This window comes from Pseudomonas berkeleyensis (assembly GCF_014109765.1).
Classification (GTDB): domain Bacteria; phylum Pseudomonadota; class Gammaproteobacteria; order Pseudomonadales; family Pseudomonadaceae; genus Aquipseudomonas; species Aquipseudomonas berkeleyensis.
Window position 1 is genome coordinate 1,503,472 of the sequence record NZ_CP059139.1, and the last position, 26,039, is coordinate 1,529,510.

25 protein-coding genes and 1 other RNA gene are annotated in these 26,039 nt (G+C 59.2%); 12 read left to right on the forward strand and 14 right to left on the reverse strand.

The features are described 5' to 3' along the window. The 11 genes from HS968_RS06935 to HS968_RS26340 form a co-directional block, all read right to left on the reverse strand. Nucleotides 1-1,296: a hypothetical protein gene (locus HS968_RS06935; RefSeq protein ID WP_238338917.1), complete on the reverse strand. Its 1,296-nt coding sequence runs from the start codon at nt 1,294-1,296 to the stop codon at nt 1-3. A 17-nt stretch (nt 1,297-1,313) separates the two neighbouring features. After that, complete coding sequence (locus tag HS968_RS06940; protein ID WP_182370711.1) at nt 1,314-3,917, reverse strand: hypothetical protein; 2,604 nt, start codon at nt 3,915-3,917, stop codon at nt 1,314-1,316. Beyond that, nucleotides 3,918-4,661 (reverse strand): TylF/MycF/NovP-related O-methyltransferase, encoded by a 744-nt coding sequence (locus tag HS968_RS06945; protein WP_182370712.1) that lies wholly within the window; start codon nt 4,659-4,661, stop codon nt 3,918-3,920. Nucleotides 4,662-4,781: 120 nt separating this feature from the next. Beyond that, on the reverse strand, nt 4,782-5,960 hold the full coding sequence (locus HS968_RS06950) for a hypothetical protein (RefSeq protein WP_182370713.1): 1,179 nt from the start codon (nt 5,958-5,960) through the stop codon (nt 4,782-4,784). A gap of 83 nt (nt 5,961-6,043) precedes the next feature. Beyond that, nucleotides 6,044-7,186, reverse strand: coding sequence for a nucleotidyltransferase domain-containing protein (locus tag HS968_RS06955; RefSeq protein ID WP_170965205.1), 1,143 nt, complete (start codon nt 7,184-7,186; stop codon nt 6,044-6,046). Between the two features lie 44 nt (nt 7,187-7,230). Beyond that, nucleotides 7,231-8,994: an ABC transporter ATP-binding protein gene (locus HS968_RS06960; protein ID WP_182370714.1), complete on the reverse strand. Its 1,764-nt coding sequence runs from the start codon at nt 8,992-8,994 to the stop codon at nt 7,231-7,233. Then, complete coding sequence (locus tag HS968_RS06965) at nt 8,991-9,467, reverse strand: lasso peptide biosynthesis B2 protein (RefSeq protein WP_182370715.1); 477 nt, start codon at nt 9,465-9,467, stop codon at nt 8,991-8,993. Before HS968_RS06965 ends, HS968_RS06960 begins: the two co-directional genes overlap by 4 nt. Nucleotides 9,468-9,478: 11 nt before the next feature. Then, nucleotides 9,479-9,760, reverse strand: coding sequence for a PqqD family peptide modification chaperone (locus HS968_RS06970; protein WP_182370716.1), 282 nt, complete (start codon nt 9,758-9,760; stop codon nt 9,479-9,481). A gap of 800 nt (nt 9,761-10,560) precedes the next feature. Next, complete coding sequence (locus HS968_RS06975) at nt 10,561-11,178, reverse strand: MltR family transcriptional regulator (RefSeq protein WP_182370717.1); 618 nt, start codon at nt 11,176-11,178, stop codon at nt 10,561-10,563. Nucleotides 11,179-11,241: 63 nt separating this feature from the next. After that, nucleotides 11,242-11,472, reverse strand: a complete 231-nt coding sequence (locus HS968_RS06980; RefSeq protein ID WP_182370718.1) for a DNA-binding protein — start codon at nt 11,470-11,472, stop codon at nt 11,242-11,244. Between the two features lie 22 nt (nt 11,473-11,494). Next, complete coding sequence (locus HS968_RS26340; protein WP_238338918.1) at nt 11,495-11,755, reverse strand: hypothetical protein; 261 nt, start codon at nt 11,753-11,755, stop codon at nt 11,495-11,497. Between the two features lie 146 nt (nt 11,756-11,901). Between HS968_RS26340 and HS968_RS06985 the strand changes: the two genes are divergently transcribed. The 8 genes from HS968_RS06985 to HS968_RS07020 all read left to right on the forward strand — a co-directional run bounded on the left by HS968_RS06985 (nt 11,902) and on the right by HS968_RS07020 (nt 16,341). Beyond that, a complete protein-coding gene (locus tag HS968_RS06985; protein WP_045734302.1) occupies nt 11,902-12,126 on the forward strand; it encodes a hypothetical protein in 225 nt (74 codons plus the stop codon). Further along, the gene (locus HS968_RS06990) at nt 12,123-12,371 is read left to right on the forward strand and encodes a hypothetical protein (protein WP_182370719.1); all 249 of its coding nucleotides are present in this window, start codon (nt 12,123-12,125) and stop codon (nt 12,369-12,371) included. Before HS968_RS06985 ends, HS968_RS06990 begins: the two co-directional genes overlap by 4 nt. Further along, entirely contained in the window at nt 12,364-12,753 is a 390-nt protein-coding gene (locus HS968_RS06995) for a hypothetical protein (protein ID WP_182370720.1), read from the forward strand. Before HS968_RS06990 ends, HS968_RS06995 begins: the two co-directional genes overlap by 8 nt. A 9-nt stretch (nt 12,754-12,762) precedes the next feature. Then, nucleotides 12,763-13,212, forward strand: coding sequence for a hypothetical protein (locus HS968_RS07000; RefSeq protein ID WP_182370721.1), 450 nt, complete (start codon nt 12,763-12,765; stop codon nt 13,210-13,212). A gap of 59 nt (nt 13,213-13,271) precedes the next feature. Beyond that, nucleotides 13,272-14,546 carry a hypothetical protein gene (locus HS968_RS07005; RefSeq protein ID WP_182370722.1) on the forward strand — a complete coding sequence of 425 codons (1,275 nt, stop codon included), beginning with the start codon at nt 13,272-13,274 and terminating at the stop codon, nt 14,544-14,546. 69 nt (nt 14,547-14,615) lie between these two features. Further along, on the forward strand, nt 14,616-15,602 hold the full coding sequence (locus HS968_RS07010; RefSeq protein ID WP_182370723.1) for a phage integrase: 987 nt from the start codon (nt 14,616-14,618) through the stop codon (nt 15,600-15,602). A gap of 48 nt (nt 15,603-15,650) precedes the next feature. Then, nucleotides 15,651-16,016, forward strand: coding sequence for a type II toxin-antitoxin system RelE/ParE family toxin (locus tag HS968_RS07015; protein ID WP_061241945.1), 366 nt, complete (start codon nt 15,651-15,653; stop codon nt 16,014-16,016). Then, nucleotides 16,009-16,341 carry an XRE family transcriptional regulator gene (locus HS968_RS07020; RefSeq protein WP_061241943.1) on the forward strand — a complete coding sequence of 111 codons (333 nt, stop codon included), beginning with the start codon at nt 16,009-16,011 and terminating at the stop codon, nt 16,339-16,341. The genes HS968_RS07015 and HS968_RS07020 overlap by 8 nt, the downstream gene beginning before the upstream one ends. 69 nt (nt 16,342-16,410) lie before the next feature. Here HS968_RS07020 and ssrA read toward each other — a convergent pair. Beyond that, nucleotides 16,411-16,802: a transfer-messenger RNA gene (ssrA, locus tag HS968_RS07025) on the reverse strand. Nucleotides 16,803-16,929: 127 nt separating this feature from the next. Between ssrA and HS968_RS07030 the strand changes: the two genes are divergently transcribed. Beyond that, the gene (locus tag HS968_RS07030) at nt 16,930-19,845 is read left to right on the forward strand and encodes a hybrid sensor histidine kinase/response regulator (protein ID WP_182370724.1); all 2,916 of its coding nucleotides are present in this window, start codon (nt 16,930-16,932) and stop codon (nt 19,843-19,845) included. Nucleotides 19,846-19,862: 17 nt separating this feature from the next. Here the strand turns inward: HS968_RS07030 and HS968_RS07035 are convergent, their stop codons facing one another. Together HS968_RS07035 and HS968_RS07040 are read right to left on the reverse strand one after the other, a co-directional pair. Continuing rightward, nucleotides 19,863-20,108 (reverse strand): hypothetical protein, encoded by a 246-nt coding sequence (locus HS968_RS07035; RefSeq protein ID WP_182370725.1) that lies wholly within the window; start codon nt 20,106-20,108, stop codon nt 19,863-19,865. A gap of 65 nt (nt 20,109-20,173) precedes the next feature. Further along, complete coding sequence (locus HS968_RS07040; RefSeq protein WP_182370726.1) at nt 20,174-22,015, reverse strand: Lnb N-terminal periplasmic domain-containing protein; 1,842 nt, start codon at nt 22,013-22,015, stop codon at nt 20,174-20,176. A gap of 294 nt (nt 22,016-22,309) precedes the next feature. On the opposite strand from HS968_RS07040, the gene HS968_RS07045 reads away from it, so the two are divergent. From HS968_RS07045 to HS968_RS07055, 3 genes are all read left to right on the forward strand, one after another. Continuing rightward, a complete protein-coding gene (locus HS968_RS07045; RefSeq protein WP_182370727.1) occupies nt 22,310-24,796 on the forward strand; it encodes a Lon protease family protein in 2,487 nt (828 codons plus the stop codon). A 165-nt stretch (nt 24,797-24,961) separates the two neighbouring features. Beyond that, a complete protein-coding gene (locus HS968_RS07050) occupies nt 24,962-25,315 on the forward strand; it encodes a PA4575 family protein (RefSeq protein WP_119693487.1) in 354 nt (117 codons plus the stop codon). A gap of 144 nt (nt 25,316-25,459) precedes the next feature. After that, nucleotides 25,460-25,951, forward strand: coding sequence for a TIGR00645 family protein (locus HS968_RS07055; RefSeq protein WP_106739272.1), 492 nt, complete (start codon nt 25,460-25,462; stop codon nt 25,949-25,951). Nucleotides 25,952-26,039: the final 88 nt, after the last annotated feature.

Consider the following 26,039-nt stretch of genomic DNA (forward strand, 5'->3'; position numbering starts at 1 on the left):
TTATCTAAGGGGCTGTGAAGTGATAACGGCGCTGCCTGTATCGAGTGCGCCGAATGCGCGTACGGCGCCGCCGAGCATCAGCCACAGCGCCGCCGAGCCTGAAACCGAAAGGATGTGTTCGGAGGTTACCAGTGTGATGGTCATGCCGGCCGCTAGGTAGAAGATTGCCAAACCAAGCGTCTCTTGATGCTGGCGGTAGCCTTTCAGCGCCAGGAGCATGGCTCGCCCATAAAAATACAGGAACACCAGTGCGCCGGGGACGCCGATCTGGAACGCGATGCTGAAAATTGCCCCTTCGCCGCCGCCGAGACTGCTCAGGAAAAGTGTTCCGGCTACTGCGCCCTGTCGCCCCAGCCCGCCGCCCAGCAGTAAAACCTGTGGCAGGTCTTGCAGGTTCTTTTGCAGGGCCGTCCAGTGCCCGATGCTGGAGCCATCGAGGAAGAAGATGGTTTTGATGATCAAGGAGGCCGAGGCCGCGAGAAAGCCCGTTAGCACGACGCTGGCGAGCATGAGTCGAACCCAGGGCGGGCCGGATAGCTGGCGTGCGCTGAGGGCGTAGCCGAGCAGAGCGATCCCTGCCATCAGCATCGCGCCGCGGGTTCCCGACATCCACACGCCAGCGAGCAGCATGGCGCACAGCAGCAAGCGCAGGCAGAGGCCTGCACGATCACGCAGATACCTGTGGTTCATCGCCAGTGCCAGCAGCGCTGCAATGGCCAGAAAGCTACCTTGAGCCAGTGGTGCGGCGAGCAGTCCGGCAGCGCGCCGTTGCAGGTTCTCCATGGTGCCCATGTAGAAGTTCCAGGGCAGGGCGGTTTCGGGGTGTGTCGATCTGGGTAGAACGCCCTTGATCTGTGCGCTGTACTCCGGAAAGCGCAGGGTGTGCGTCCAGAATTCGGTGTGGCCGATATCCCAGGCACCGAAGGCGGTACTGGCCAGTGCGATGACGACGATGAACGACGCGCTGCGTTGCAGCTCCGCGGCGTTGCGAATGCAGTAGTAACCGACCAGGAACAGCAGCGGGGGAATCATCAGGCTGCCGAACGAACCGATGATGATCGGCAGTGAAACCCCATAGGCGAGGCCGATCGGAATGTGCACGAGCGCCAGGGCGCCATACAGCACGATGGCGATAAGCATATCCCTGGGCAGTCGGCAGACCAGCAGGCACAGGGCGGCCGTGATGATGATGGTGGCGTCGCGGCTGGGGCGCAGCATCGAGGCTGCGGGGAAATTGCCGGCGTCATAGAGCCAGGCCGTGAACAGGTCGCCGCAGTGAATCCAGAGGATCAGCAACAGCAGGTAATAGCGTCTCATCGCGTGCAGTCCACCCATTCCAGCCATTGGTCATTCGTTTTGAATGTGTCCTCCAGCCAGTCGCGCTGGCGTTTCAGGAATACCTGACGCCGTTCTTCATGCTGCACCAGCGCATCCAGGAGCTGCCTCAGCGCCTGGTAATCGGCCACGCGGATCAGTGGCTGTCCAACCTTTCGGGCAGCTATCGAGCCGGGTGCCTGCCAGTCGAGGCCGATGACCAGATGCCCGTAGCGTGCGGCATCGAGCAATGCCGTCGAGCAAAAGCCCAGCACGATGCTGGGGGCGCTCCCCGGCTGCAGGATGTCATGTGGGGGGCGTCGACACAGGTGGGCCAGTGTTGCGGGGTAGGGATTCGCCTGCCGACATTCCTCGGGGTGCAGCAGGATTTGCAGGCGTTGCCCATAGTGATCGTCGGCATGCAGGTGTTGCGCGAGCTGAATGAAGTCGGCCTTCAGCGAGCGACCGAAGATTGGTGTATGCGTCTGGGAAATGATGCATATCGCCGCTGGGGTAGATAGTGCCTCGGTAGGGGGCGGCAACGCTTTGCTCGGGCCGCGAAGCAGAGTGGTGGGGGGGAAACCCAGCGTCAGGTAGGCTTCCTGGCTGCTCTCTCCCCAGACCAGTTGTCGATCGGCTCTTGGTGGCGCGAATTCGTCTGTTGGCAGCCCGTGCTGCACACAGAGGCTGCGCCATGTGCCTCGGCCGGCCTCGATGGCGGCAACGGCGAACAGGTCGAAGTCGTTGTGCAGTAGCAGCGTTCCGCTCGCAGCCTGTTGCGCCAGGGTGCGCTGCCATGCGTCCAGCCAGAGGCGATGACGAAACAGCGTGCAGCGTACCGGCCAGGCCTCGATAGGAGCCTGGTGTGTTGCGGGAAGTGGCATGAGCCAGGCGTGCAGTGCACTGAGCCAGCCCTTGAAGGATGGGCGTGCCGGGCAGGATCCGCTGACTGTCGAGCGCAGGCGCGGGTGGATCACGATGGCAGTGGGGAGTCCCTGTGCTTGCAGGCTTTGCAGGCAGGGCTCCAATGCCTCGCGACCGCTGCTACCGGGCAGTGACGCCACCCCGATGATTGTGGGTAGGCGGGCCGATTGGCGAGGCAGTGACAGGCAGTATCCAGCATCACGCATGGCTGCCAGAAAGCACCGTAGATTGCGTTTGAAGCCTGTGCGCTGCCGGATGAAGAAAAGCTCATGGCGCAGGCGGCTGACTTCCGCGCCGTAGTGATCGGCGAGGGCTTGCTGGAACGCTGCCGGCGACTGGGTTTTGGCGGCATGTGGCGTTCCTGTCTCGCGCAATGCCTGAGGCTGTCGATAAACCGACAGCAGGATCAGTGGCAGCAGTGCCGCGTTCAACAGCCAGGCAGTCGGGAAATCGATGATCAGTGCGCTGATGAAGATGGAGGTCAGAAGCAGATAGCCACTGGAAGTGAGCCCAAGGCGGCACAATTGAAGTGCTGCCAGTGTGAGGCCCAGCATGGCCAGTGCGCGTCCCCACAACAGTCCTGCGGCGGATTCCAGCGCAAAGGCCGTGAGTTGCCAAAGCGCACTAGCAAGTAGCCCGAAGAACATGATGTGCAGGAGTTGGCGCTCGTGCCCGTGGCCAATGGCCAGTGCACTGCCCAGGCCGCCCAGGGTGATGAAGGTCCAGCCCAACATGATCGGGATGAGCAGATCCAGCCTCTGCAGCAGGGGCATTGCAGGCCATAGCGCCCAGAAGGCCAGTATCAGCAGTAGGCCGATTGCCAATCCCGCCAGTAGTAATGCGCCCAGATAGCCGGCCCACCTTGACCCCGATCCTTTGACTTCGACCAGCAAGAGGCGATTGAACTGGTTGAAGATTCCGGATGCACCATTGAGCGCATGGCTCAACAGGAGGTAGGTGGCGGTGAAGCTGGGGGCCAGTTGGGCGATCAGGAAGGGTGTCAGACGCTCATGCAGGGTTCCGGCAATGCCGATCATCGATAGTTGCAGGGCTGAAGCGAGCATGTTGCTTTCCTGCTTCTTCAGGCTGGGTAATAGCAGATGGGGGCGGCCGAACGTGTACAGGTTGACCGCTGCCTGAGCGGCAAAACCCAGGCTGACCAGCGCGCCAGCCGCACTGGCGGAAAGGGGCGTATTGCTCAGCAGCACGATCAGGCTGGCCATCAGGGCTGTGGGCCAGGCAATTTGCTGAAGCAGAAAGCCCGTATGCCGTCGGCCCTCGGCGAGCAGCGGTGCTGAATAATTGATCAGGCCCAGTAGCGTTGCCGGCAAGGCGCTGAGCAGGTAGGCAAAGCCATCGCTTTGCGCGCCGCGCATCAGTAGCCAGCCAAGCAAGACCGCTGCGTCGAGCAACAGCGTCAGCGTTAGACGGTGCAGAAGCGCCTTGCGCCAGCGCTCGCTCCAGCCTGGCGCATCTGGCGATTCGCGCAGAAATAGAGAGCTGTAGCCTAGGTCGGCAATGAACAGGGTGCTGAGAATCAGCAGGTGAGCCAAGCCGACTTCGGCGTACAGCGATTGGCCAAGCTGCTGCAGAAGGAGTAGCTGAAAGGCGAAGTTGGTGATCTGGCCAGTGGCATAGATAGCTGCGCCACTGGCAAAGCTGAGGCCGGAGTGTGCCATCTATTGTGGGGCCGTCTGTCCGTCTCGGTTAGGCACATGGCACAAGTAGGCACGCGATGCCGCGCCATAGGCAAACCAGGGCTCAAGTTCGATCTGGCTTTGCTCCAGGAACTCGCGCAATGCCCTGCGCTGGCCCTTGTCATTGCTGGCGCGGAACAGATCATGATCGTCGCATAGCAGGACGCTGCCCTGTACCAGTCGGGGGCCTATCATGTTCAAAGCATCACGCGTGGATAGATAAAGATCGCAATCCAGATGCACGATGGCGGCAGGGGCTGAGCCGATGGCATGGGCGTTGTCGCTGAAAAAACCGGGCACCAAGCGCAGGCGTGGCGCCTTCAGGCCAACAGCGGCACAGAGTTCCCGCGTGCTTTGTTCAGTTGCCATGAATGTGCCAGTGGCAAGGGTATCTTCGCCCTCATCATTTTCCGGCATGCCCGAGAAGCTGTCGAAACCGTAGAACATGCTCTGATGAGACATGAAGTTTGCAACGCTACCTTTGCGCTCATAGGGAAGATCCTTGGAGTTCAGAATCCGTCCATTGCAGCGACGGTAAGACAGCCATGAGCTAATCAGGCTGTGCCCGCGATAAACCCCAAATTCGTAGTAGTCGCCACTGAGTTGTGTTGCATGTACGTAAGCCCAGGCGCGGTGCAACGCACCGTGGACATCGTTGCGGTTGAAGTGCGTGCGCGCGCGTAGCTGCCAGTAGATCAGGCGCGCTCGATCCTTGAAACTGGGCATCCGTGTACTCCCGGGGGGTATGAAGGTAGGCGCTGGGTCATGCTGAATTGACGACGGCTCTGTAGGGCTCTGCAATCCCTTGTTTGGCTATAGCCTGAAGCACATGCCTTGCGCAGGTCATCATTTGGCACCGAGCGGTAACGCTTGGCGACGGATCAACTGATACAAGGCAAGCAATACCGAACTGGCGAAGAATACCAAGGCGAATATGCCGGCGCCGACGATGAGCGGGCGCCTGAGAGTGATCGGGGTTGCTGGAAGGTCGGTGGTTGCCTTGAGTTGAAGCAGTTGTGGCTTGCTGAGTAGAGACTGAACCTGGTTCAGCACGTCCGAGCTGACTTCCGTTGCGGCCAATGATGAAGCATTGGCTTGTTGGAGCTGGTTGGCGCGCGTTATCAACTGTTGGGCCAGATCATGACCCGAATGAATGGGCTGCAGTGACTCATCGATATTACTGATGACCTGCTCGTAGAATCCAAGCCGTTCCAGTTCGTACTCGGTTTTCTTGATCAGGCTGTTGTCCTCCGAAATCGTTGATTCCAGTGCAACGATCTGGGCCAGTGGTGATAGATAGCGGCCGCCACCACCTTGCACCGAAACCAAGGTATTGCGCTCTATTTGACGAAGTTCGGGGTACTGAGACAGCAACTGTTGCATGTCCTCGATACGGCTGCGATTGAGTTGTATGTCGACTTGTTTGTCGAAAAGCTGGACTTGCAACTCGGGCCGCTTGTCGATGATGAGGTTTTGCCAATCGTTTATGAGGCTGCGTGCACCCTCCAGCACCATTGCTTCACGAATCTGGCTGATCATGAGCTGTTGAAGACGTTTGGATTGGTCGTCGCTGCTGGCTCTGATGGACAATTCCAAGCCTAGGGTGCTGGCTTTTTGCAGATTGGCGCTCGGTGCGTCCTGAATATCGTCTCTGCGCAGTGCCGAGCGATAGCGAACACTGTTTTTCCAGAATTCAGGGTTGCTGAAACGGCTAGCCAGTCGCTGGCGCTCGGCCTCATCGCTGCCTGCCAGGCTTTTCTCAAGGGTGTTCTGAATGAGGGCTTTATCTGGAAGGATGGGCTCTATCTGGCGCCATTTGTCCAGTGACAGGGTCGGGGTATCAAGCAGTGCGGTGAGCTGATAAATCGGATTGTTGGCCACCCAGAACACGATGGGCGCAGTGCACAGCAGCGCTATCAACAGTACCCAGCGCCCTTGCTTCAGGTAGAAGTTCAATATGCCGATAAACAGGTCGCCCAGCGAGGCTTCATCTGTTCGAGTGGGGGCATCGGCTCGTATCGACATGGTTTGGCTCATCGTGCGTGGTCAGGGTGTATGGGGACGCCAAGGTGGGGCACTGTGCCATAGGCTTTTGCGGACGGGCAAACCTAGGAATTGAGCCAACGCTCGAAGTCCGCCAGTAAGCGGGTCTGTTCGCCCAGTTGCGGGTCACGTCTGGCCCTCAGATGTTCCGGCAGGCGCTGTGTGAAGAAACGCTGCCAACGCATCCAGTAGCCGAGTAAGGCTGAATCTGGCGTGCCCTGCGTGCTGAGTAGCTTTTCGCGTGAGGGAAACAGTGCTTGGGAATATATTCGCAGCTTGCCCGCAAGCGTCTGTTGCTTGTCCAGCAGCATGAGGTAATAGGCGTCCCGGTGCGACTGTTGGCTGTTCAGAAGCAACTGCTTGCTGACATGCATGACTTCGCTGCTGGGTTGATGCTCTGCGGCTATTGGCGGCAATTCCAGCTGGGGCCAAGCCTGGCGCGTCATTTCCAGCAATAGGTAACATCCCTTGCTGTAACCGCCATGCTCGGCAAGGCGCCAGAAGAGCGGCCAATCGATGCTGTGTTTCTCCAGCAGCATGGCGATGTCGCTGAAGATCAGGGGGCCGTTATCGAGTTGATGCTGGTAAACCGCATGCACGATCAGGTGCAGCAACTGATCCGTGGGTGAAAGCACTCGCATGGTCGGAGCGCCGGGGGCTTGAGCCTCGATGGCGCGAGCACGCAATTGGGCGTGACTCAGATAAGCGTCATGTATATCCGTTGTGAAGATGCTGCTGTGCACTTCGATGCAAACCCCGTGGCCATCGATCAGCGGGGGGAGATGCCAGTGTTTGTCCAGCCAGTCCCTGGCATGCCCCTTGGACTGCTCGGACTGGACGAAACCTGCTTGCTGCAGGCATTCGAACGCGCGCAAGGCCTGCGCATAAGGGACGAGGATATCCAGATCCCGCATTGGGCGCAGACCCGCTGCAGGATAAACATAGAAGGCCAGGTAAGCGCCCTTGAGCACCAGGCTGTCAATTCCGGCCTCATCCAGTAGCTGGGTAACCTGTCGAAGCGCCGCGCCCTGCCTGAGGCATCTGAGCGTCGAGCGCTGGCAGGCAGCGGCCAGGCGTTCATGGACTGCTACGGGTATCGAGTCGCGTACATCTTCATGTTTCAGCTGCCATTGCAGCAGTGGCAGCAAGCGATGCTGGCTGGCCATGTCCAGCAGCGTCGTCCATTCCTGCTCGGTGATTTCAGGCACGGTAACGGGAGGCTGCCCGAGCAGTGTCAGTAGCTGTTGCCGGGCTAGCTGCTGGGGCATGCGGTGCACTCCTGAGTGGCGTCGAGATGGGGATTGTTGCTGCATCTAACCAGGCGACCTCGATCCAGTTCGACCACTTGGGTGGCATGTTCCAGCGTTGTTGGTTTGTGGCTGATGATCAGAATGGTCACCGTTTCTTGCAGTTTGCCAATCGCGTCGCAAATACGCAGCTCATTGTCCTGATCCAGTGCGCTGGTGGCTTCGTCGAGAATCAGCAGCAGAGGTTTACGCAGAAGCGCGCGGGCCAGGGCAAGCCGCTGCCGTTCGCCTCCGGAGAGGCTGACTCCGGCATCACCAATCTGGGTGTCGAGTCCTTGCGGCAGGTCGAAGACGAAGTCGGCTGCTGCCTGATGCAGAGCCTCTTTCAGTGCATCCTCGCTTGCCTCTTCATGGCCACACAGCAGGTTGTTGCGAATGCTGTCGTTGAAGAGGAACACATCTTGGGTCATGTAGGCCACGCTATGACGCCAGGAGATGCGATTGCTCGCATCTATCGGTACGCCATCGACGGTAATCGTGCCCATATCCGGAGCCAGCAGGCCGGCGATGACATCGGCTAGCGTGCTCTTCCCAGAGCCCGATGGCCCAACGACCGCAGTTGTGCTCAGGTAGGGAAGCTCGAGGGTCACCGAGTCCAAAGCGACCTGCTCGCGCTCTGCATAGCTCACACCGATGCCACTCAGGCGGATTGCATGGCGCAATTGCCAAGTCGAGCGATCCTGGGTTACCTGCTCGCTTGCCGCCAGACTCTGCTGGAGCAGGGTTTCACCCGCGAGCAGCGCCGGCAAGGCATGCAGCCACTGGTGTACCTGCTGCTGGAGTGTTGCAAAAAGCGGAATCAGGCGGGCGAAGATGAGTACCAGTGTCAGCAGTTGCGCCGTTGCGACCGACCAGAACTCAAGCCCCATGTAGAGATAAAACGCCAGCAGCGCGACCCCTGAACATTGGAACAGGGCTTTGGTCTTGCCGCTCGTGGCCGAGAAACGTTCTTGCTGCACGCGCATGTCGTGCATGGCTTGTTCGAACTGTTCCAGATGAATCTCTTCACGGCCTAGAGTCTTGCTCAGGCGTATGCCCGTCAGGCTGTCCTGCACGTTGGCATGCATCTTTTTGAATGCAGCGGATAATCCTTGGCCGAGAGCCAGGGCATTGTGGCGCTGGCCATTGAGCGCGGCCAATAGCAGAGCCGCACTCAATAGCACCAGCAACGTCATCTGCCAGGACAGCAATAGGGCTGCGATCAGGTAAACGGCCATGGTCATCAGCGTGGCGAGTGTCGCGAGTCCGAAGTTGAGGCCATTGCCGATCCGATTGATGTCATTGAGCAGCAGGCTGGCCAGATCACTTCGACGGCGCTTGATGAACCAGCGCCACTCAGCGTGCAGAAGCGCTGAAAAACACTCGCGACGCAGGTTGTCGATGAGGAGGTGCTGCAGGTGTACGGCCTGTTGCTCGCGACCGTATTGAATGAGGCTACGCAAGCCAACCAGTAGCACGAAGAGGGTCAGTAACGGCCCAGGCGTCAACCAGTCGCCAAACCCGCCGGCTGCTGACAGGAGGGGGCTCGTGAGGTTGGCCGAGGTATCAGGTGAGGGCTGCAAAACGTGCAGCAGAGGAATGACAATCGCAATGCCAAGTCCTTCTGTCAGACCACACAACACCATCAGAGCGAAGAGGCTTACGACCTTTTTCGTCGGGGCTCGTCGGAGCAGGCGCATGAAGGCGCTGGTGGCAACCGCAAGGGTCATGGCGTTTCACGGCCGGAAGTGACGAAACAGCCTACGACCTTGTAGCGGGCAAGGCCGTCACCACCGCAGACGCGAATTGGCCCGACGCTTACCCAGGCATGTGCGATCAGTTCTTTCTGCTCGTCGCGAGACAAACCAAAGCAGGTCACGCAGGGGACGCCTGCTGCACCCAACAGTATCCGGGCGGCAAGGGCCTGGGCGAAACAATTGGAAGTCCAGGGCGTATGGCATGCAGCCCAGCGAACGGTACGGCCAATATCGAGCGCTCGCCTGGTTTGTTGCGGCGTCGCCAGGCATGAGAGTGGATATGGGCCGTGCTCTGCACCGAGCAGTTTGCTCAATAAGCGAAAGGGCAGCAGCAGAACCAGCGCTCGGCTCAAGCCAAGCAATGGCCAGACGATGGGCAGAGCGTAGCGTTGAGCGCGCGGCTTGCTTAGGAAGTTATGCAGCCGGCAGCGTAGTTGTGCGTACATGCTGAGCGACTTCAGATGGTCTGGGCTGCGCCCTGATCCAGAAGGGCTTGCACGAATATCAGAATATCCCCACGGCAGGTCTGTTCGTCGATCTTGTACTCGCTGACGATGGTGTTGGTCATTTGCTCAATGGTCATTGGCCGTTCGAGCAATGCCCATAGGCGCGGGCCTACTCCGCTGATGCCGAAGTACTGACCACTGCTGACATGCATCATGACGATGTCGCCATCCATCTCGGTTGCAATGAGGTCAGGCGAGCGGATGACGCGGCTGTTGTCGGCTAGATGGGACATGGCTACTCGTAATCCAAGAAAACAGCGCAAGCCTAACAGCTCGCCAGTGGGATGGCACTATTACACAAGCGTCTAGCAAACTGATGAAAGCATGGGGATCACAGCTGCACTCACTTATTATCGATCACCCGGCACGCATGCTTCAGTGGATGTCCGGCAGCAACACGGTAGGCCTGGCTTGCTAATGATCGGCTGGTAGCTCTTGCAACGTATTAGGTGGGGACGCTAGGTCACAGGCTGAATGCTCGGGCCCCAGTTGCAACAAGCATTTGAGTCCGGCTCAGGCTGATCTCTGCATCTCTGCATCTCTGCATCTCTGCATCTCTGCATCTCTGCATCTCTGCAATGCTCAGCTTTTCCCACGCGCTGGACGGTGTACAGGTATTTCTATCCCGCTATCGAACTGCACAGTGATCGGGCCCTATCCAATTTCAAATGCGACAACCCTCGAATCGCTGTTTAGGTCTTTGTACCTTTCCAGGTTGTGCATCCTTTCATGGGTTGTCATCTGATACCGCTATGCCGGCATAGATCGCGTGCGTGATCGTGCTCCTCGCCAAAAGGTTGCATGGATATCTGTTGGCGGGTGGTATTAGTCGGGTCGACTGACTGACAGGTTTCGACACCCAAAGAAAAACCCCTGATTCTCACTAGGAAAATCAGGGGTTCATACTTGCTTGAATTGGTGGAGCCGGGGGGATTTGAACCCGGTTTTAGCACTGGCCGTTGATGACCTTCGATGGTCAAAGCTGGTCGTGCTGGGCTACTGACTTCTACCGCTCTGGATAGTGTCGGCCTTTCTAGGACTGTGTTTTCGACAGTGTTTCGACACTTTGTACGTCGCTGCTTGTATAAACAGAGCTTGGTTTATTTTGCTTTTTTTGGTTTTCCTTTAAGTGCATAGCTCTTTTTTCTAATATGTGAATTTGTATATATATTACTGCTGTGCAAAACATTGATTTATCAACGGGGAGCAATCCTTTTGCTCTCAGTTCCCAGTCCTTTGGATGTTCTGTTGGACTTGATCCTGTGGGATTGTTTTGTGGGAGGAATTCTTTGTGTGTTGTGTTCATGCATTTTTGTACGAAGTGCATGCTTCTTACTTTTTGTATGACGTCTTTTTCTAAGAAGCTTGCTTCATTTGTTGTGTGCGCAAAAGTGTTTCTGAGCTTTCTTACTATCATTAAATCATGAAAGCTTGCGTCGTCAATGATGCCAAATGACCGGCAGATTAGTATCTTGGAAGAGAAGTTAGCAATTGGGCCGTTGGCGTCAAAAAGGCTTTTTACGGTTTTATTTGAGACGTTATTCTCTTGAATCCGTTCTTTTATAGATTCTTCCAAAAATTCGTCTAGCATGGCGGCTGCTACTAAAACACAGCCCCTGTCAGATTCATTTGCCAAGTCAGTTGCAGACATATCATTCCCTTATCTACTTGTCCTTTCGGGCGTACCAGCGCCTAGCTGCTTCCTGGGTGATCGCTATCCCGCGTTTTGACTGGTCAAGTTTCTGTTGGCTTCGTCGTAATCAGGGCTGGTCTGCCCTTTGTCTGGCATCACGTCACCTGTCATTAGCCACCAGCGGTAACTCGTGTATAGCTTGCCGAGTTGCTCGATCTCTTCTGCGCTGATCCTTGCCTTTCCGCGTTTGATGCTTTGCCACCTCACGTATTCCTTGCTGTTCACCTCGGCAAGGTCTTTGAGGCTGGTCATTTCTAGCAATTTAAAGAGTCTTTCAAGCATCTTCTTGGGGATTGGCTTCGTCGTACTCAGGGCTGGTTTGCCCGCTCTCGGGTGCGATAGCTCCGCTAGCCAGCCAAAGCGCATAGGACGGGTATAGGCGTGTCAGTGCCTCTACCTCTTGTGTGCTGATCCTCGTCCGCTTGTCGTAGCGAACAGTCCTCCACCGCGTTCCGCTGATCTCGGTCTTTTTCACCAGCTCGTCTAGTCCTGTCTTATCGACAAGTGTTCTAACGCGGTCGTCTATCGATTCCATAATGTTCTAGTAATTTACGGGTGTAATATACAAATGCTGCCTATCGTCGTTGTATATTACGACTGTAGGTTACGTCTTATGTCCGCTGCCAGGTGGCTAAGGCGTAGCGCAATAAAGACCAACATAGTGCAACAAAGGCCATCACGATGGAAGGAACCAACCTCACGCTGAAAGACCTGCCAGTCCAGCCGGCTCCGCCCGTAATGCCATGGCGCGAGTTCGCCGACTGGATACGGATGAGCCAAAGCCACGACATCGTTTGGGGCTGGATTCGCCACGGCTACATCCCCTCCCACAAGGTCGGCAAACACGTCGTCGTCAACGTCGCGCTGCTGACCAGCCAACTTCTCGAACAGGAATGGACGCTATGACTAACCCGAACTCGAAACAGGGCAACGTGGTTGCGCTCGGTGCTGCCATCGAAAACCTGACCAGCATCGTCACCTTCGCCTCGGCCAGCGGCATTCCGGTTGAAGAAGTCGTGGAGTGGGTGGAGAACGGCACCATCCCCAGCGCTCGTTTCGCCGACTTCATCATGGTGGATGTGGGCAAGCTCCGCGCCGATCTGCTCAGCGGCAAGAAGGAATTCAAAGAAGGGGATTACGACCATGAGTAAGCGCGGGATCACCCTGGATGCTGCCAAGGCCCTGAGCTACATCGGCCAGACTGTTCTGCTGGAGCTGATGTGGGAAGGGGATGAGGAAACCTTCTGGCAGTGCATGCACATCGTCGGTGTCGTGCTGCCGGTCGAGGGCGTGCAGGACGAAGCCTACTTCCTGGGCATGGGCATCGCCTCCAGCACACGCCACGCCAACGAAATCTACTTTGAAGACATTTGCTCTATCAGGGCGATGCGGTACCGCGACCGGCATGGTTCCGGCAACGTACTGGGCCGCATGACCCTGACCCATTCGGCCGGGTCAGGGGCCGCGCTCCCGGCTCGTCGGAACAGCTCCACCGTTCCGGCGAACGGAAGCACGGGCGCAGCGCACCCTTGACCCCGCACCATGAATATCAGCCTGACAACGGGAGTGTGGGGTAGCTTCACCACCCCGCGCTCCCGAGCCCTCGGCGGCAAGAGTGGGATGACAAGGGCAAAGCCCTTGGTGTTGATCCGCCCCCGCCCGCTGCACTTCGCTGACTGCCTGCACCTCGTGTTCCTAGCGCTGCTCAGCGCCTTCCTCTGGTACGCCAGCCTCCCGCCTTATCAACCACCCAAGATGCCTTCCTTCGCGCAGAAACAGTCCTGCCTGATCGACCAACAAGCCAAAGCCGAATACCCCGATTACTGGGTCGATCAACAAACCTGCGAAGCCGCTAGCGCACGAACGCACGCCGAGGCACGAGGCGCGCGTGCGCGCGACAGCGGCGGGGCGCGGATGAGCGAGCGCCGGAGTGGTTCAGTTCAGAACGAAGGCGCGAGCGAGGCACGCGCCTTCGCGCTGACGTCCCTGTAACACGTCAGATAGAGACGAATGATTTCGGCCAGTAATGGCCATTGTTGGAGTTTTGAAGCATGGCAAAAGATCAAATCCGGCTGGACAACAATGGCTACGAAAGCCCGACCGGGCGGCTGTTCGTTGATCGCAATACGGCTCGTATCACCGACCTGTCGAAAGTCCGCTTGCTGCGCTGTGGCGTCGATACGGTGAGGCAGCTCTACAAAGGGCTGCTCCGCCCTGAAATCCTGAGCCTGTTCGACAAGCCCGGCGCCATCGTCGATTTCGCGGGTGACCGCTGGCATGCCGGTCGGGTAAGCCGTGACTCGGGCTACCAGTACAAGCTGCAGAACGCTGACCTGGGTTTTGTGCTGCTGGTGAAGAACTTCAACGCCAAGGTCGAGAACATCGGCCCACACCTCAAGGTCGAGGTTTCGCCCCATGCCATCGACAGCCTGTCGCCCGAGCGCCTGCAGGCCCGCCTGGATCACTACGCCGCCCAGGTGCTGACCAACATCGAGGTCAACCAATGCGCAGTGCACCTCGCACTCGATCTGCAGGGCTGGACACCTCCCGCCGATCTGGTCGCCAGGATGCACTGCAGAGCCCGAGCGCACCGGGATATATCCGGCATCAACGAACTGCATTGGGCTACCAAGTCGAGCGTGTATGGCCGCGGTGAAACCTCGATGTTCGGCTCCGCCAACGGCCTGCAGCTGTGTATCTACAACAAGACCGAACAGGCCAAGGCTACCGACAAGCTCGACTATTGGGAAAGCGTCTGGCGACGACGTGACAGCTTCGACGAAGCCGACCCGGATAACTACAACCCGGCCCAGGACGTGTGGCGCGTCGAGCTGCGTTATCACCACTCCATCGTCCAGCAGTTCGCCAGCGGCTCGGTAGACCTGCAGAGTGGCCAGACCATCGAGACGTGCACCTTCGCGGCCTTCTCCCAGCATCTGGACGGCTTGTGGCGCTATGGCCTGAGCCAGTTCAAGCTCATTGCCCGCCCTGGATACTTCGAACCGATCTGGACGCTGATCCGTGACGACGTGCGCGTCGATCTGCCCGTCGATTCCCTGCTCGATGAAACCGAGTACAAGCGCTATCACAAGACGGCGCGGGGCTTCTCGGGCAAGAACGTGGAACTGTTCCTGGGAAACTTCGTAAGCCTGCTGGCACGGGGGCGAGTGGGCGCTAGAAAGGCTTTTTACCGGCTCAAGGATTGGGAGTGCTGGCCGGTGATCCGCGACCACTATGCCGCCAAAGGCATGGATGAAGACGCACTCTACAAACACATCAAAGGCATCCTGGAAGAACGCTACGTCCGGTGGGGGCGTGCCGTCTGATGTTTGTTTGCCAAATACACAAACAAGACAAACACGCTGCCGTTCAAGCGTCCGGCCGGGGCCAACATCATGGCGATTGATCAGCTACCGGATGGCCGCTGGAAAGTCGACGTGGAGCCCATCAAGGGCAAGCGCTTCCGCAAGACGTTCAAGACCAAGGGCGAAGCCCAGCGCTTCGAAGCATCCTGCAGGGCCAAGGTCGTCGAGAACCCCGATTGGTCGCCTAGGCCAAAAGACCGTCGCACGCTCGCCGAGCTGGTTGGCCTCTGGTTCGACCTGCACGGGCATTCCCTGCGCGATGGTGAACGCCGCCGTAGCAAGCTCGATGCTCTGGCCAAGCGCCTGCGTAATCCCCAAGGTGTCAAGCTCGACCCGCAAACCTACGCTCAGGATCGCCGGATCAGGCTAGGGGAGGGCGCCTCGCCCAAGACGCTGAACAACGAGTTGGGCTACCTGCGTGCCGTCTACAACGAGCTACGTGGTTTGGGTGTGATCGACTACGCCAACCCGCTTGCCCTGGTGAAGCCGCTCAAGGTGCAGGAACGGGAGTTGTCCTGGCTGACCACCGAACAGATCGCCGAGCTGCTGGAAGAGATCCGGCGCGGCTGTGACAACCCGCACGTCGAGATAATCGCCCTGATCTGTCTGGCCACCGGTGCTCGATGGTCAGAGGCTGAGAAGTTGAAACCGACCGGGCTACGTAATGGCGTGATTACCTTCAGCGGAACCAAGAACGGCAAGGTTCGTTCGGTGCCGATCACTGCAGAGCTGGAAGCCAAGATCGTCAGACATTGGAAGCAACACGGCCAGCCCAACTCGGCCATCACCTCATTCCGCCGCGCCCTGGCCAGGACGACCATCCGCCTACCGAAAGGCCAGGCCGCTCACTCCCTGCGCCACACCTTCGCCAGCCACTTCATCCAGAACGGCGGGAACATCCTCACCCTGCAGAAAATCCTGGGTCACTCCAGCCTGGCCATGACCATGCGTTACGCGCACCTGGCGCCGGATCATCTGCTGGATGCGGTACGCTTTGGCCCGCTCTCGTCTCTATGATTCAGATATTCCATTGATGGAATATTCCTTTGAGGTTATATTTTCTCCATGACTTGGGATATTGAATACACCGACGAATTCGGTGAGTGGTGGGAAAGCTTGTCTGCTGAGGAGCAAGAGTCCGTCGCGGTGTCAGTCCAGCTTTTGGAGGAGCGAGGCCCGTCACTCGGCTTTCCACACAGCAGCGGAATCAATGGTTCTCGTCACAGCCACATGCGGGAGCTGAGGACGCAGCACGAAGGGCGACCCTACAGAACCCTGTATGCATTCGATCCCAGGCGCTCGGCTATTTTGCTGATCGGTGGCGACAAGACTGGTGATGATCGTTGGTATGACATCAACGTTCCGCTGTCTGATCGACTGTATGACGAACATCTGGAACAGCTTCGAAAGGAGGGCTTGATAGATGGCTAAGAAATTTGCAGAGCTACGCGCAAAAATGGCGCCTGAGGCTCAGGCCAGGGTAGAGGCCAAAGCCCAGGAGCTGCTTGCAGAGATGCCGCTTCATGAGCTGCGCCAGGCTCGTGGGTTGTCACAGAAGGTGCTGGCTGAGGTGCTGCATGTACAGCAACCATCCATCGCCAAGATGGAAAAGCGTACTGACATGTACATTTCCACGTTGCGTAGCCACATCGAAGCCATGGGTGGTCAGTTGGATGTCATTGCCCGGTTTCCCGATGGTTCGGTGAAGATCAGCAATTTTTCAGACATCGAAAGCGATCTTCTCCAGCAGGCTTAACGCTTCGACACCTTTTCGACACCCCAAAGAAAAACCCCTGACTTTCTCTAGGAAAATCAGGGGTTTATTTGGTGGAGCCGGGGGGATTTGAACCCCCGTCCGCCAGTTCTCCACTGTCGGTACTACATGCTTAGCCGTGTCTATTGAGTTAACCCTCAGCCGCCCGACGGGCAGGGTGCATTGGGCGAGTTGTGTAAGTTTTAGCCGCTTCGTCCACAACGTACTACGCGGCGATCCTGTTCTGCATGACAATCACTTCAGGTTTACAGGCATCCCCTAGTGATCGCTGGAGCCGAAGCTACCAGAAGGACTAGTCGCGCCGCTTACGCAGCGAGAGCGTAGCCCTCGTAGTTTTCGTCATTGGCAACTATAGAAAGTTGCAACAGTTGATTTACGACTTCTGTTACCAAGTCGGCATGCACCTCGAGCTTCGCTACCGGCGTCGAATCCTAATCGGCCCCAAAACTTTTCGGTTACAGATAGGACGAGAGTGTACGGCAAAGGTTCCTTAGCGTCGACTGCGGATTCCATCGCAGGAGGCTATGATGGCGCCTCGCGCCAGCCTGTGCCCTCTGGAAAGGAGCCGTAATGCCGAGTTCTAGCCGCTACCCTCTACGTCAGTGGATCTGGCGGGCGTTCGTGCAAAGCGCGCTGATCCCGCTGATTCTGGTGGAGTCGGTGTTGATCGCGGTGTATTTGCTGAGCAACCAGGCTATTCGCGATGCACAGATCGGCCATCTGCAGGAGGCAGCGGTCAAGGATCTGGCCAGCGCCGCAGTGCGCGAAGGGCAAGTCATCGATGGGCGCTTGCGTTCCATCGAGTCACTGGTGCAGGTATACCGCGATGCCGCTCACAAAGCGCTATTGGATACCCGTTTTCAGGCGGATGAACTCGAGCACCAACGCCATGCGGTAACCGACAGTGGTGTGTTCTATACCCGCAGTGATGATGGGCGCGCGGCCTCCTTCTATGCCAACAGCACGCCCCTGGCGCAGCAGGATCACGCCAAGGTCATGCGCCTGTCGCAACTCGACCCGTTGATGCGCTCGATCCAGCAGGCCAACCCGCTGGTGGCCGCGCTGTATTTCAACACCTGGGACAGCTACAACCGCATCTACCCCTGGTTCGATACGCCGGCGCAGTATCCCCATGACATGGTGATTCCGGATTACAACTTTTATTACCTCGCCGACGCCAAGCACAATCCGGATCGCAAGGTGATGTGGACGGAGGTGTATCTCGACCCTGCGGGGCTGGGCTGGATGATGTCCGCTATCGCTCCGGTGTATCGCGACGACTTTCTCGAAGGCGTGGTCGGTCTGGATATCACCGTTGGCCAGGTGCTGGGCGAGATCGCCGAACTCAATGTGCCCTGGCAGGGTTACGCGATGCTGGTCAGCCATGACCACAACATCATGGCGCTGCCCAAGGCCGGTGAGCTGGATTTCGGCCTGCGCGAGCTGACCCAGTACTCCTACGAGGAGGCCGTGCGCCGTGAGGTGCTCAAGCCCGAGGACTTCAACCTGACCAAGCACGACGGCATGGCGCCGTTGCTGCAGGCGATGAACGAGGGCAATGGCAACGTCCAGGAGGTGGTGCTCGGTGGGCGCAAGCAGTTGGTGGCCTGGAGCGAGATTCCGCAAACCGGGTGGCGCCTGCTGCTGGTGGTGGACGAGGAGCAGATCTTCCATGACACCAACCAGTTGGCCGAGCGCTACATGCAGATCGGTTACCTGCTGATTGCCGGTCTGCTGGCCTTCTACCTGCTGTTCTTCGCCTTGATGTGGCTGCGTTCGCGCAACTTGAGCAATCAATTAGCCGAGCCTATCTCCGGCATCGCCGATATGGCCGCCAGCCTGGGGCAGGGCAAATACCTGCCGGCCGCACCGGACAGCCATATCAGTGAGGTCAGTCGCCTGGCCGATGCCGTGCAGCAGGCCGGGAGGCAGCTCAAGGCCAGCGAGCAGGAGCGTCAGGAGGCGCAGAACATCCTGCAACTGGTGCTGGAGAGTACGACCGAAAGCCTCTGGCAGATCGATGCCAAAGCGCTGACCATTGAACTCAGCGAGCGATTCGTGCGGCGCTTTGGCCTGGGCGCTTCGACCCTGGCGCTCAGCGAATTCAACCAGCGTGTGCACCCGGATGATCTGGAGCGTCTGCGTCACCTACGCAAGCTGTTCGCCGACAGTGACGAGGAATGCTTCGACGCGGAATATCGCTACCTCGATTGCCACGGTGAGTATCTCTGGCTGCTCAGTCGCGGCAAGGTACTGGGGCGCGACGAGACAGGCTGGCCGTTGCGTATTGCCGGCACCCATGTCGATATCACCCGGCTCAAACAGGTGCAGGAAGAGCTGCGCCACGCCAGCCTCGAAGCGCTGGCTGCGAGCCAGGCCAAGAGTCGTTTCCTGTCGAGCATGAGCCATGAGCTGCGCACGCCGCTGAACGCCATCCACGGCTTTGCCCAGTTGATCGAAATGGAGGTGCAGGAGAAACCCGACGCCAAACTGGAGAGTGATTATTCGCGCGAGATCGTCAGTGCCAGTCGCCATCTCACTTCGCTGGTCGACGATATTCTCGATCTGTCGAGTATCGAGAGCCGGCGGCAGCAACTGCAGCTTCAGCCCATCGAAATCGGCGCACTGCTCAGTGGCTGTGCCGAGCTGGTTCAGCCCGAAGTGCAGCAGAAACAGCTGCAATTGCAGGTGATGGAGCCGGCCGATCCGCCCTTGTTCGTGCAGGGCGATCCGCGCCGGGTAAGGCAGATCTTGCTCAACCTGCTTTCCAATGCGATCAAGTACAACAGCCCGCGCGGGATGATTCGCATGGGGTACGAAGTGCGCGCCGACTGTGTGCGGTTGTGGGTCGACGACACTGGCCCTGGGCTGTCCAGCGAACAGCAAGCGCAACTATTCCAGCCATTCCAGCGCCTTGGACGCGAGAGTTCCAACATTCCGGGGACGGGGATCGGTCTGGTGCTGTGTCGCGAGCTAGCCAGCCTGATGGACGGTGAAATCGGCCTGCGCAGTGAACCGGGTGTGGGCAGCCGTTTCTGGCTCGATATACCCAGCGCCGCCAGCCCTGGTGGCCAGAGCAGCGCGGCTGTCGATACGCCGACACAGGCGGTGCCAAGTCTGGTGCAGGTGCTGTGCGTCGAGGATCACCCGGCCTGCATGAAGATTCTGCAGGCGTCGTTGCGTGAGTTCGCCGAGGTGCGCGGCGTCAGTTCCTGCCAGCGCGCGTTGGCCGAATTGCAAGGCAGTGAGCCAGCGCTGGTGCTGCTGGATATCGACCTGCCCGACGGCAATGGGCTGGATATTCTCGACGCCATGCGCGCCGAGCCACGTCTGCGTGATGTGCCGGTGATGGTGATCAGCGCAGTGGCCGACGCCCGGTTGTTCGAGGATGCCCGAGCACGTGGCGCGTCGGCCTGTCTGAGTAAACCGGTCGATCTGCAGGAGGTACGGCAGGTTGCGTTGGGCCTGCTCTACAGCGGTTTCTGAGCAGGCCCGACTGTGCGTTATTCGCTGGCGGAAAGCAGATCCAGCGCCTCGCTCAGCACCTTGACCGACTCGGCATGATCGCCGGCCTTGTGCAGCGCCTCGCCCTCGGCGCGCAGCTCCTTGACCTTGGCCAGCACCTCGGGATCGGTAGGCGGATCGCTTTGCAGCAGTGCGTCGATCTTGGCCATGTCCTGCGGGCAGTGCATGGCCCACAGTGGCAGGCTGATCAGAGTGGCAGCGAGAAACATGAGTGCGCGACGCATGATGACTCTCCTGAAACAGGCAGCAGGAATTTCAGTATAGAAGCCCATCGCCTGGGTGCTGCTACTCAGTAGTGATACCAGCGTAGCTCCAGCTTCACTTCGTTGACCGGACTGGCGAGTTGGCTGAATTCGCGTTGAGCACTCAGGCGCAGGCCGAGGTTGCGTGACACCTCCCATTGCTGATTGAGCGACAGGCGGCGGCGGACTTCACCATTGTGGAAATAGTCACCGGCTGCTTCCAGGGTCAGGTTGCCCAGCGGGTTGCGCCAGAGCAGGCCGCTGTTGAAGCCCAGTGCAGGCGAGACCACGGCCGCGAAGTCTTCGTTGTATTCCAGACGCGCGGTACCGAGGGCGAAACCGAGCCAATCGTCGCTCAACTGCCAGCTGTAACCGCCGCCGCCGCTGATGTGGCCAACCAGCGGTGTGTCGCCATCTTCGCCTGGTACGCGCTCCAGGCCGCCGCCGATCTGCCAGGAGAGAGGTTGGAGCAGGGCGTTGCGCGGCGTCAGTGAGCGGATATTGGCCAGATCCAGGCGTTGCAGTTGCCAGTGGTTGTTCTCGTACTGGCGCAGCTTGAGTTGAAGGATCTCGATCTGCGCGCCCAGTGGGAAACCATCGAGATTATCGTTGAGGTCGTGGTAGGCCATGCGCAGACCGTATTCGGCGAAGGCGCGATCATCACGGCTGCCGCCGGCCAGTTGCCAGGTACGTGATTCGTGGCCTTCTTCGGGCAGCGGCGGGCGCTCGACTTCCAGCGGTGGCGGCGGGTTGCGGTTGATGGCGCCGAGCAACTGGAAGCTGCGCTGGGCGTTGCTGCTGCGCTCCTCGCTGTTGGCGTGGTAGCGCACCAGGCGGAAGGCGGCGTCCTGAATCAGTGCGCGCCGTTCGGCTGGCAGGGCGAGAAAGTCGTTATCGCTGAGCTGCGCCGGGTCTTCGCTCAGGCGCAGTGCCCAGGCCTGTTCGTCGGCCTGCAACGGTTCGGCGCGCGCCAGCAGTTCGCGCTCCCGCGAGGGACGGTAGTCGATGCGCTCGATCAACCCGGCATCCTTGACCGCACGTACGGTGTCGGTGGGGATGGCGGTGAGCGGGAAGTGTTCGGTCAGCTCGATACCGGGGCGGGCGATCTCCAGCAGCTCTAGCAGGCGGTAGGAGCAGTTCTCGTCGAAGAAGAAGTAGTCGAAGCGGATCTGCTTGAGTTCCCAGACATGCTCGACCATGCGCGCGGTTTCTTCCGGCGTCAGGTTCAGTCGGTATTCCCACAGATCGCGGTTTTCCAGGCTGTTGTATTCGCTGAGCTTGTCGCGGTAAGGCACTAGAGCGAACAGACCGGGGTAGCCGCCCATCAGCCCGCGCCAGGCGTAGAGGATGCTGTTGTCGTCGCCTTCGATGAAGGCACCGAAGTTCAGCGCGTAACTGAGTAGCGCGGTGTTGTGGCTGTCGATATCGGCCTGGTCGATGCGCAGCAGGGTATGGCCGAACATCGACGATGGGCTGTTCAGATACGCGGCCGGGAACACCAATACGGTGCTGTGCGGATTGATGTCGGCAAACCAGTTTCGGTATTCGGCGCAGTCCGGCCTGGGGAGGTCATCGAGCTGCAGTTGGGCTTTCAGCCAGCGGGTTCGCGCCGGGTAGATGCATTGCGGGTGGCGATCGCCCAGCTCCACCGGTCGATACAGCGCCTGCACGGTAGCGGCCAATTCGGCTGCCGGATCGTGGTCGCCATCGGCGGCGAGGAAGAAGGCATCGTCGTCGACATAGCTGCGCCAGCCGCCGAGCTTGCCGGTTTCGTAGTGCCCCAGAGCAATCCAGTATGGGTCGCTGGCCAGTTCGGCCAGGTGCTGCGCTGAGGCAGCGTGAAGTGGAAGGCTGAAACTCAGGGCGAGGACGGCGAAGATCCGTTTCAAGGTCGCTGTTCTTCTGGTTCGTGGCGATGGCCGAGCTTTGGCCGGGTGTGGCGCTGGTGTCAAGGCAGCACTGGTGCGGTATTTGTGCAAGTGCGAGGTGTTACCGGTGATTCGCCTTGAGTCACGTTCCAGGCTTCGGTTGGCCAGGTAGTGGCAGCTCTGGAGTGGACATGAATGGGCGGGAGGTGGGGATTTTTCACTACCTGACGAATCAAGCCTTGATCGCCATTGCGCCACAGGCCCAGAATCATGCCTATGTTTTGCGGAGATGTCCGCCCGCTATAAGGATCACCAATGTCCCAGCGTAGCCTCGATGCTTTGCGCCTTGCCCCCGAATCACTGACCCGCCCTTTCTCCCCCGAGCAGTTCAACTTCAAAAGTACCGACGATCTTGAGCCTTTCCGCGGTGTGCTCGGCCAGGCCCGTGCTGTGGAGGCGCTGCAGTTCGGTGTGGCCATGCCGCGCCCCGGTTACAACGTGTTCGTCATGGGCGAGCCGGGCACTGGGCGTTTCTCTTTCGTCCAGCGCTATCTCAAGGCCGAAGCCAAGCGCATGGAGACGCCGGCCGACCGCGTCTACGTCAACCACTTCGACGAGCCGCGCGAACCACGTGCGCTGGAGCTGGCGGCCGGTACGGCGAGCGAGTTCATTGCCGACATCAACCAACTGATCGACAACCTGCTGGCGACCTTCCCGGCAGTGTTCGAGACGCCGACCTTCCAGCAGAAGAAGAGCGCCATCGATCGCTCCTTCAACAAGCGCTACGACCAGGCGCTGGACGTGATCGAACGCCTGTCGCTGGAGAAGGGCATCGCTCTTTACCGCGACAGCACCAATATCGCCTTTACCCCCATGGCCGACGGCAAGGCGCTGGATGAAGCCGAGTTCGCCCAGTTGCCGGAAGCCGAACGCGAGCGTTTTCACGCCGATATCGCGTTGCTCGAAGAGCGCCTGAACGAAGAGTTGGCCAGCCTGCCGCAGTGGAAGCGTGAGTCGAGCAACTTGCTGCGTCAGCTCAACGAGGAAACCATTACCGTTGCGCTGCAACCGCTGCTGGCGCCGCTGTCGGAAAAGTATGCAGAGAATGCCGGCGTTTGCGCCTACCTGCAGGCCATGCAGGTCAATCTGCTGAAGACCGCAGTCGAGCAATTGGTGGAGGTGGACAAGGCCGACCCGCAGCTGCGCAAGCTGCTCGAAGAGCTGTACTGCCCGAGCCTGGTGGTCGGTCACCACGCCCATGGCGGTGCGCCGGTGGTGTTCGAGTCGCATCCGACCTACGACAACTTGTTCGGTCGTATCGAGTACAGCTCCGATCAGGGCGCGCTGTACACCAGTTACCGGCAGCTGCGCCCAGGTGCGCTGCACCGTGCCAACGGCGGCTATCTGGTGGTCGAGGCGGAGAAGCTGCTCAGCGAGCCCTTCGTCTGGGAGGCGCTGAAACGCGCGCTGCATTCACGCCAGTTGAAGATGGAATCGCCGCTGGGCGACCTCGGTCGCATCGCTACCGTCACGCTCAACCCGCAAGTGATTCCGCTGCAACTCAAGGTGGTGATCATAGGTTCGCGTCAGCTCTATTACGCCCTGCAGGACGCCGATCCGGACTTTCAGGAAATGTTCCGCGTACTGGTCGATTTCGACGAGGACATTCCGCTGGCCGACGACAGCCTGGAGCAGTTCGCCCAGTTGATGAAGACGCGCACCTCCGAGGAGGGCATGGCGCCGCTCAGCGGCGCTGCCGTGGCGCGTCTGGCCACCTACAGTGCGCGCTTGGCCGAACACCAGGGGCGCCTGTCGGCACGCATAGGTGACCTGTTCCAGCTGGTCAGCGAAGCAGACTTCATCCGCGACCTGGCCGGTGAGAGCCTCACCGATGTCGGCCATATCGAGCGTGCGCTGAAGGCCAAGGCCACCCGCACCGGCCGTGTTTCTGCGCGGATCATCGACGACATGCTGGCCGGCATCATCCTCATCGACACCAGCGGTGCCGCCGTCGGCAAGTGCAACGGCCTGACCGTGCTGGAAGTGGGTGATTCGGCATTCGGTGTGCCGGCGCGTATTTCCGCCACCGTCTATCCGGGCGGTAGTGGCATCGTCGATATCGAGCGTGAGGTCAGCCTGGGGCAGTCGATTCACTCCAAGGGCGTGATGATCCTCACCGGCTTCCTGGGTAGCCGCTACGCGCAAGAGTTTCCGCTGGAGATCTCCGCAAGCATCGCCCTGGAGCAATCCTACGGTTACGTCGACGGCGACAGCGCTTCGCTTGGCGAGGTATGCACGCTGATCTCGGCATTGTCGCGCACGCCCCTCAAGCAGTGCTTCGCCATCACCGGTTCGATCAACCAGTTCGGAGAGGTGCAGGCGGTCGGTGGGGTCAACGAGAAGATCGAAGGCTTCTTCCGCCTGTGTGAGGCACGCGGCCTGACCGGCGAGCAGGGCGTGATCATCCCGCATTCCAACGTCGCCAACCTGATGCTCGACGAACGTGTGCTGCGGGCGGTGAGAGACGGCCAGTTCAACGTCTATGCCGTGCGTCATGTCGACGAGGCGCTGAGCCTGCTGGTTGGCGAGGCGGCCGGTCACCCCGATGAGAAGGGGCGCTTTCCCAAGGGCAGCGTCAATGCGCGAGTGGTTGAGCGCCTGCGCGACATTGCCGAAATTGGCCTGGAGGAAGAGGTCAAGAGTCCCGAGGTGGCGAAGAAGCCCGAGCCCGAAAGCGAAGCGGCCAAGCCGGCCAAGGCACCGCGTCGCAAGAAAGCGGACGGTGAGGGCGCAGCGGGCTGATCAGATCTTGCACGATTGTCCCTGATCGCCAGTGGCAGCCGCGCAGGTCTTTTTGCTCACCTCTCATGCACAGAGTTATCCACAGGTTTTGTGGGTAACTCTGCTCTTCACAGTGGGATCGCTCGGGGTGTAGGCTGAAGCCTGGATTCCGCGAGGGTCGCCGCGATGTCGCGTAGCCTCTGCCTCACCCGCCACTGCCTGGGCCTGGTCACCCGAATCGAGTGCGTGATTCGGCCGCTGGCAGGAGAAACCGGACGCTGGACGCTGCTCTGTGCAGCCGGTATGTCCGATGCCCAACCTTCAGCCATCAAGGTGCAAGGCCCATTCTACGGGCCTTTCGTCGCTGAGGACGTGCTGGCAGGGATCGCCGAGAGCCTGGCCCTGCAGGGCTATGTCGAATGTTCCGAGCCACCTATCTGGCGTTTGCACCTGTTGGCTGAACTGCGCCGCGTCAATGGCGAAGGGCATGGTCACGGGCGGCCACTGCAACGGCGCCCTGAAACTGACGGGCAGAGCTGAGCGGGTATCGCTACGAGGGTTTTTCCAGGGCCGTTCGTCTGTGCCCGAACTGGGGTTATCCACAGTACTTCCGGAGACTTCTGCTGACCGGGACGGCTGGGTATACTCGCCGCCGTTTCGCCCCTCTTCTCTAGTGAGTTCTCCATGGAACGCTTTATCGAAAACGCGATGTACGCCTCGCGCTGGTTGCTGGCACCTATCTACTTTGGCCTGTCGCTCGGGCTGCTGGCGCTGGCGTTGAAATTCTTCCAGGAAGTCTTCCACATCCTGCCCAATGTTTTCGCCATGGCCGAAGCCGAACTGATTCTGGTGCTGCTGTCGCTGATCGACATGGCGCTGGTCGGCGGCCTGCTGGTGATGGTGATGATCTCTGGATACGAAAATTTCGTTTCGCAGCTGGATATCGACGACGGCAAGGAGAAGCTCAACTGGCTGGGCAAGATGGATTCCAGCTCGCTGAAGATGAAAGTGGCGGCCTCCATCGTGGCGATTTCCTCGATCCACCTGCTGCGAGTGTTCATGGATGCGCGCAACTACGACACCGATCACCTGATGTGGTACGTGATCATCCACATGACTTTCGTCGCCTCAGCGTTCGCCATGGGCTACCTGGACAAGCTGACCAAGCACGACTGAGTCGTCTTAAAGACCGCTCGTCCGCTCAGGACGAGCGGTTCCTTCCTGAGCTTGAGCTTTCTTTATCTTGTACAAGAATTGAATTTGT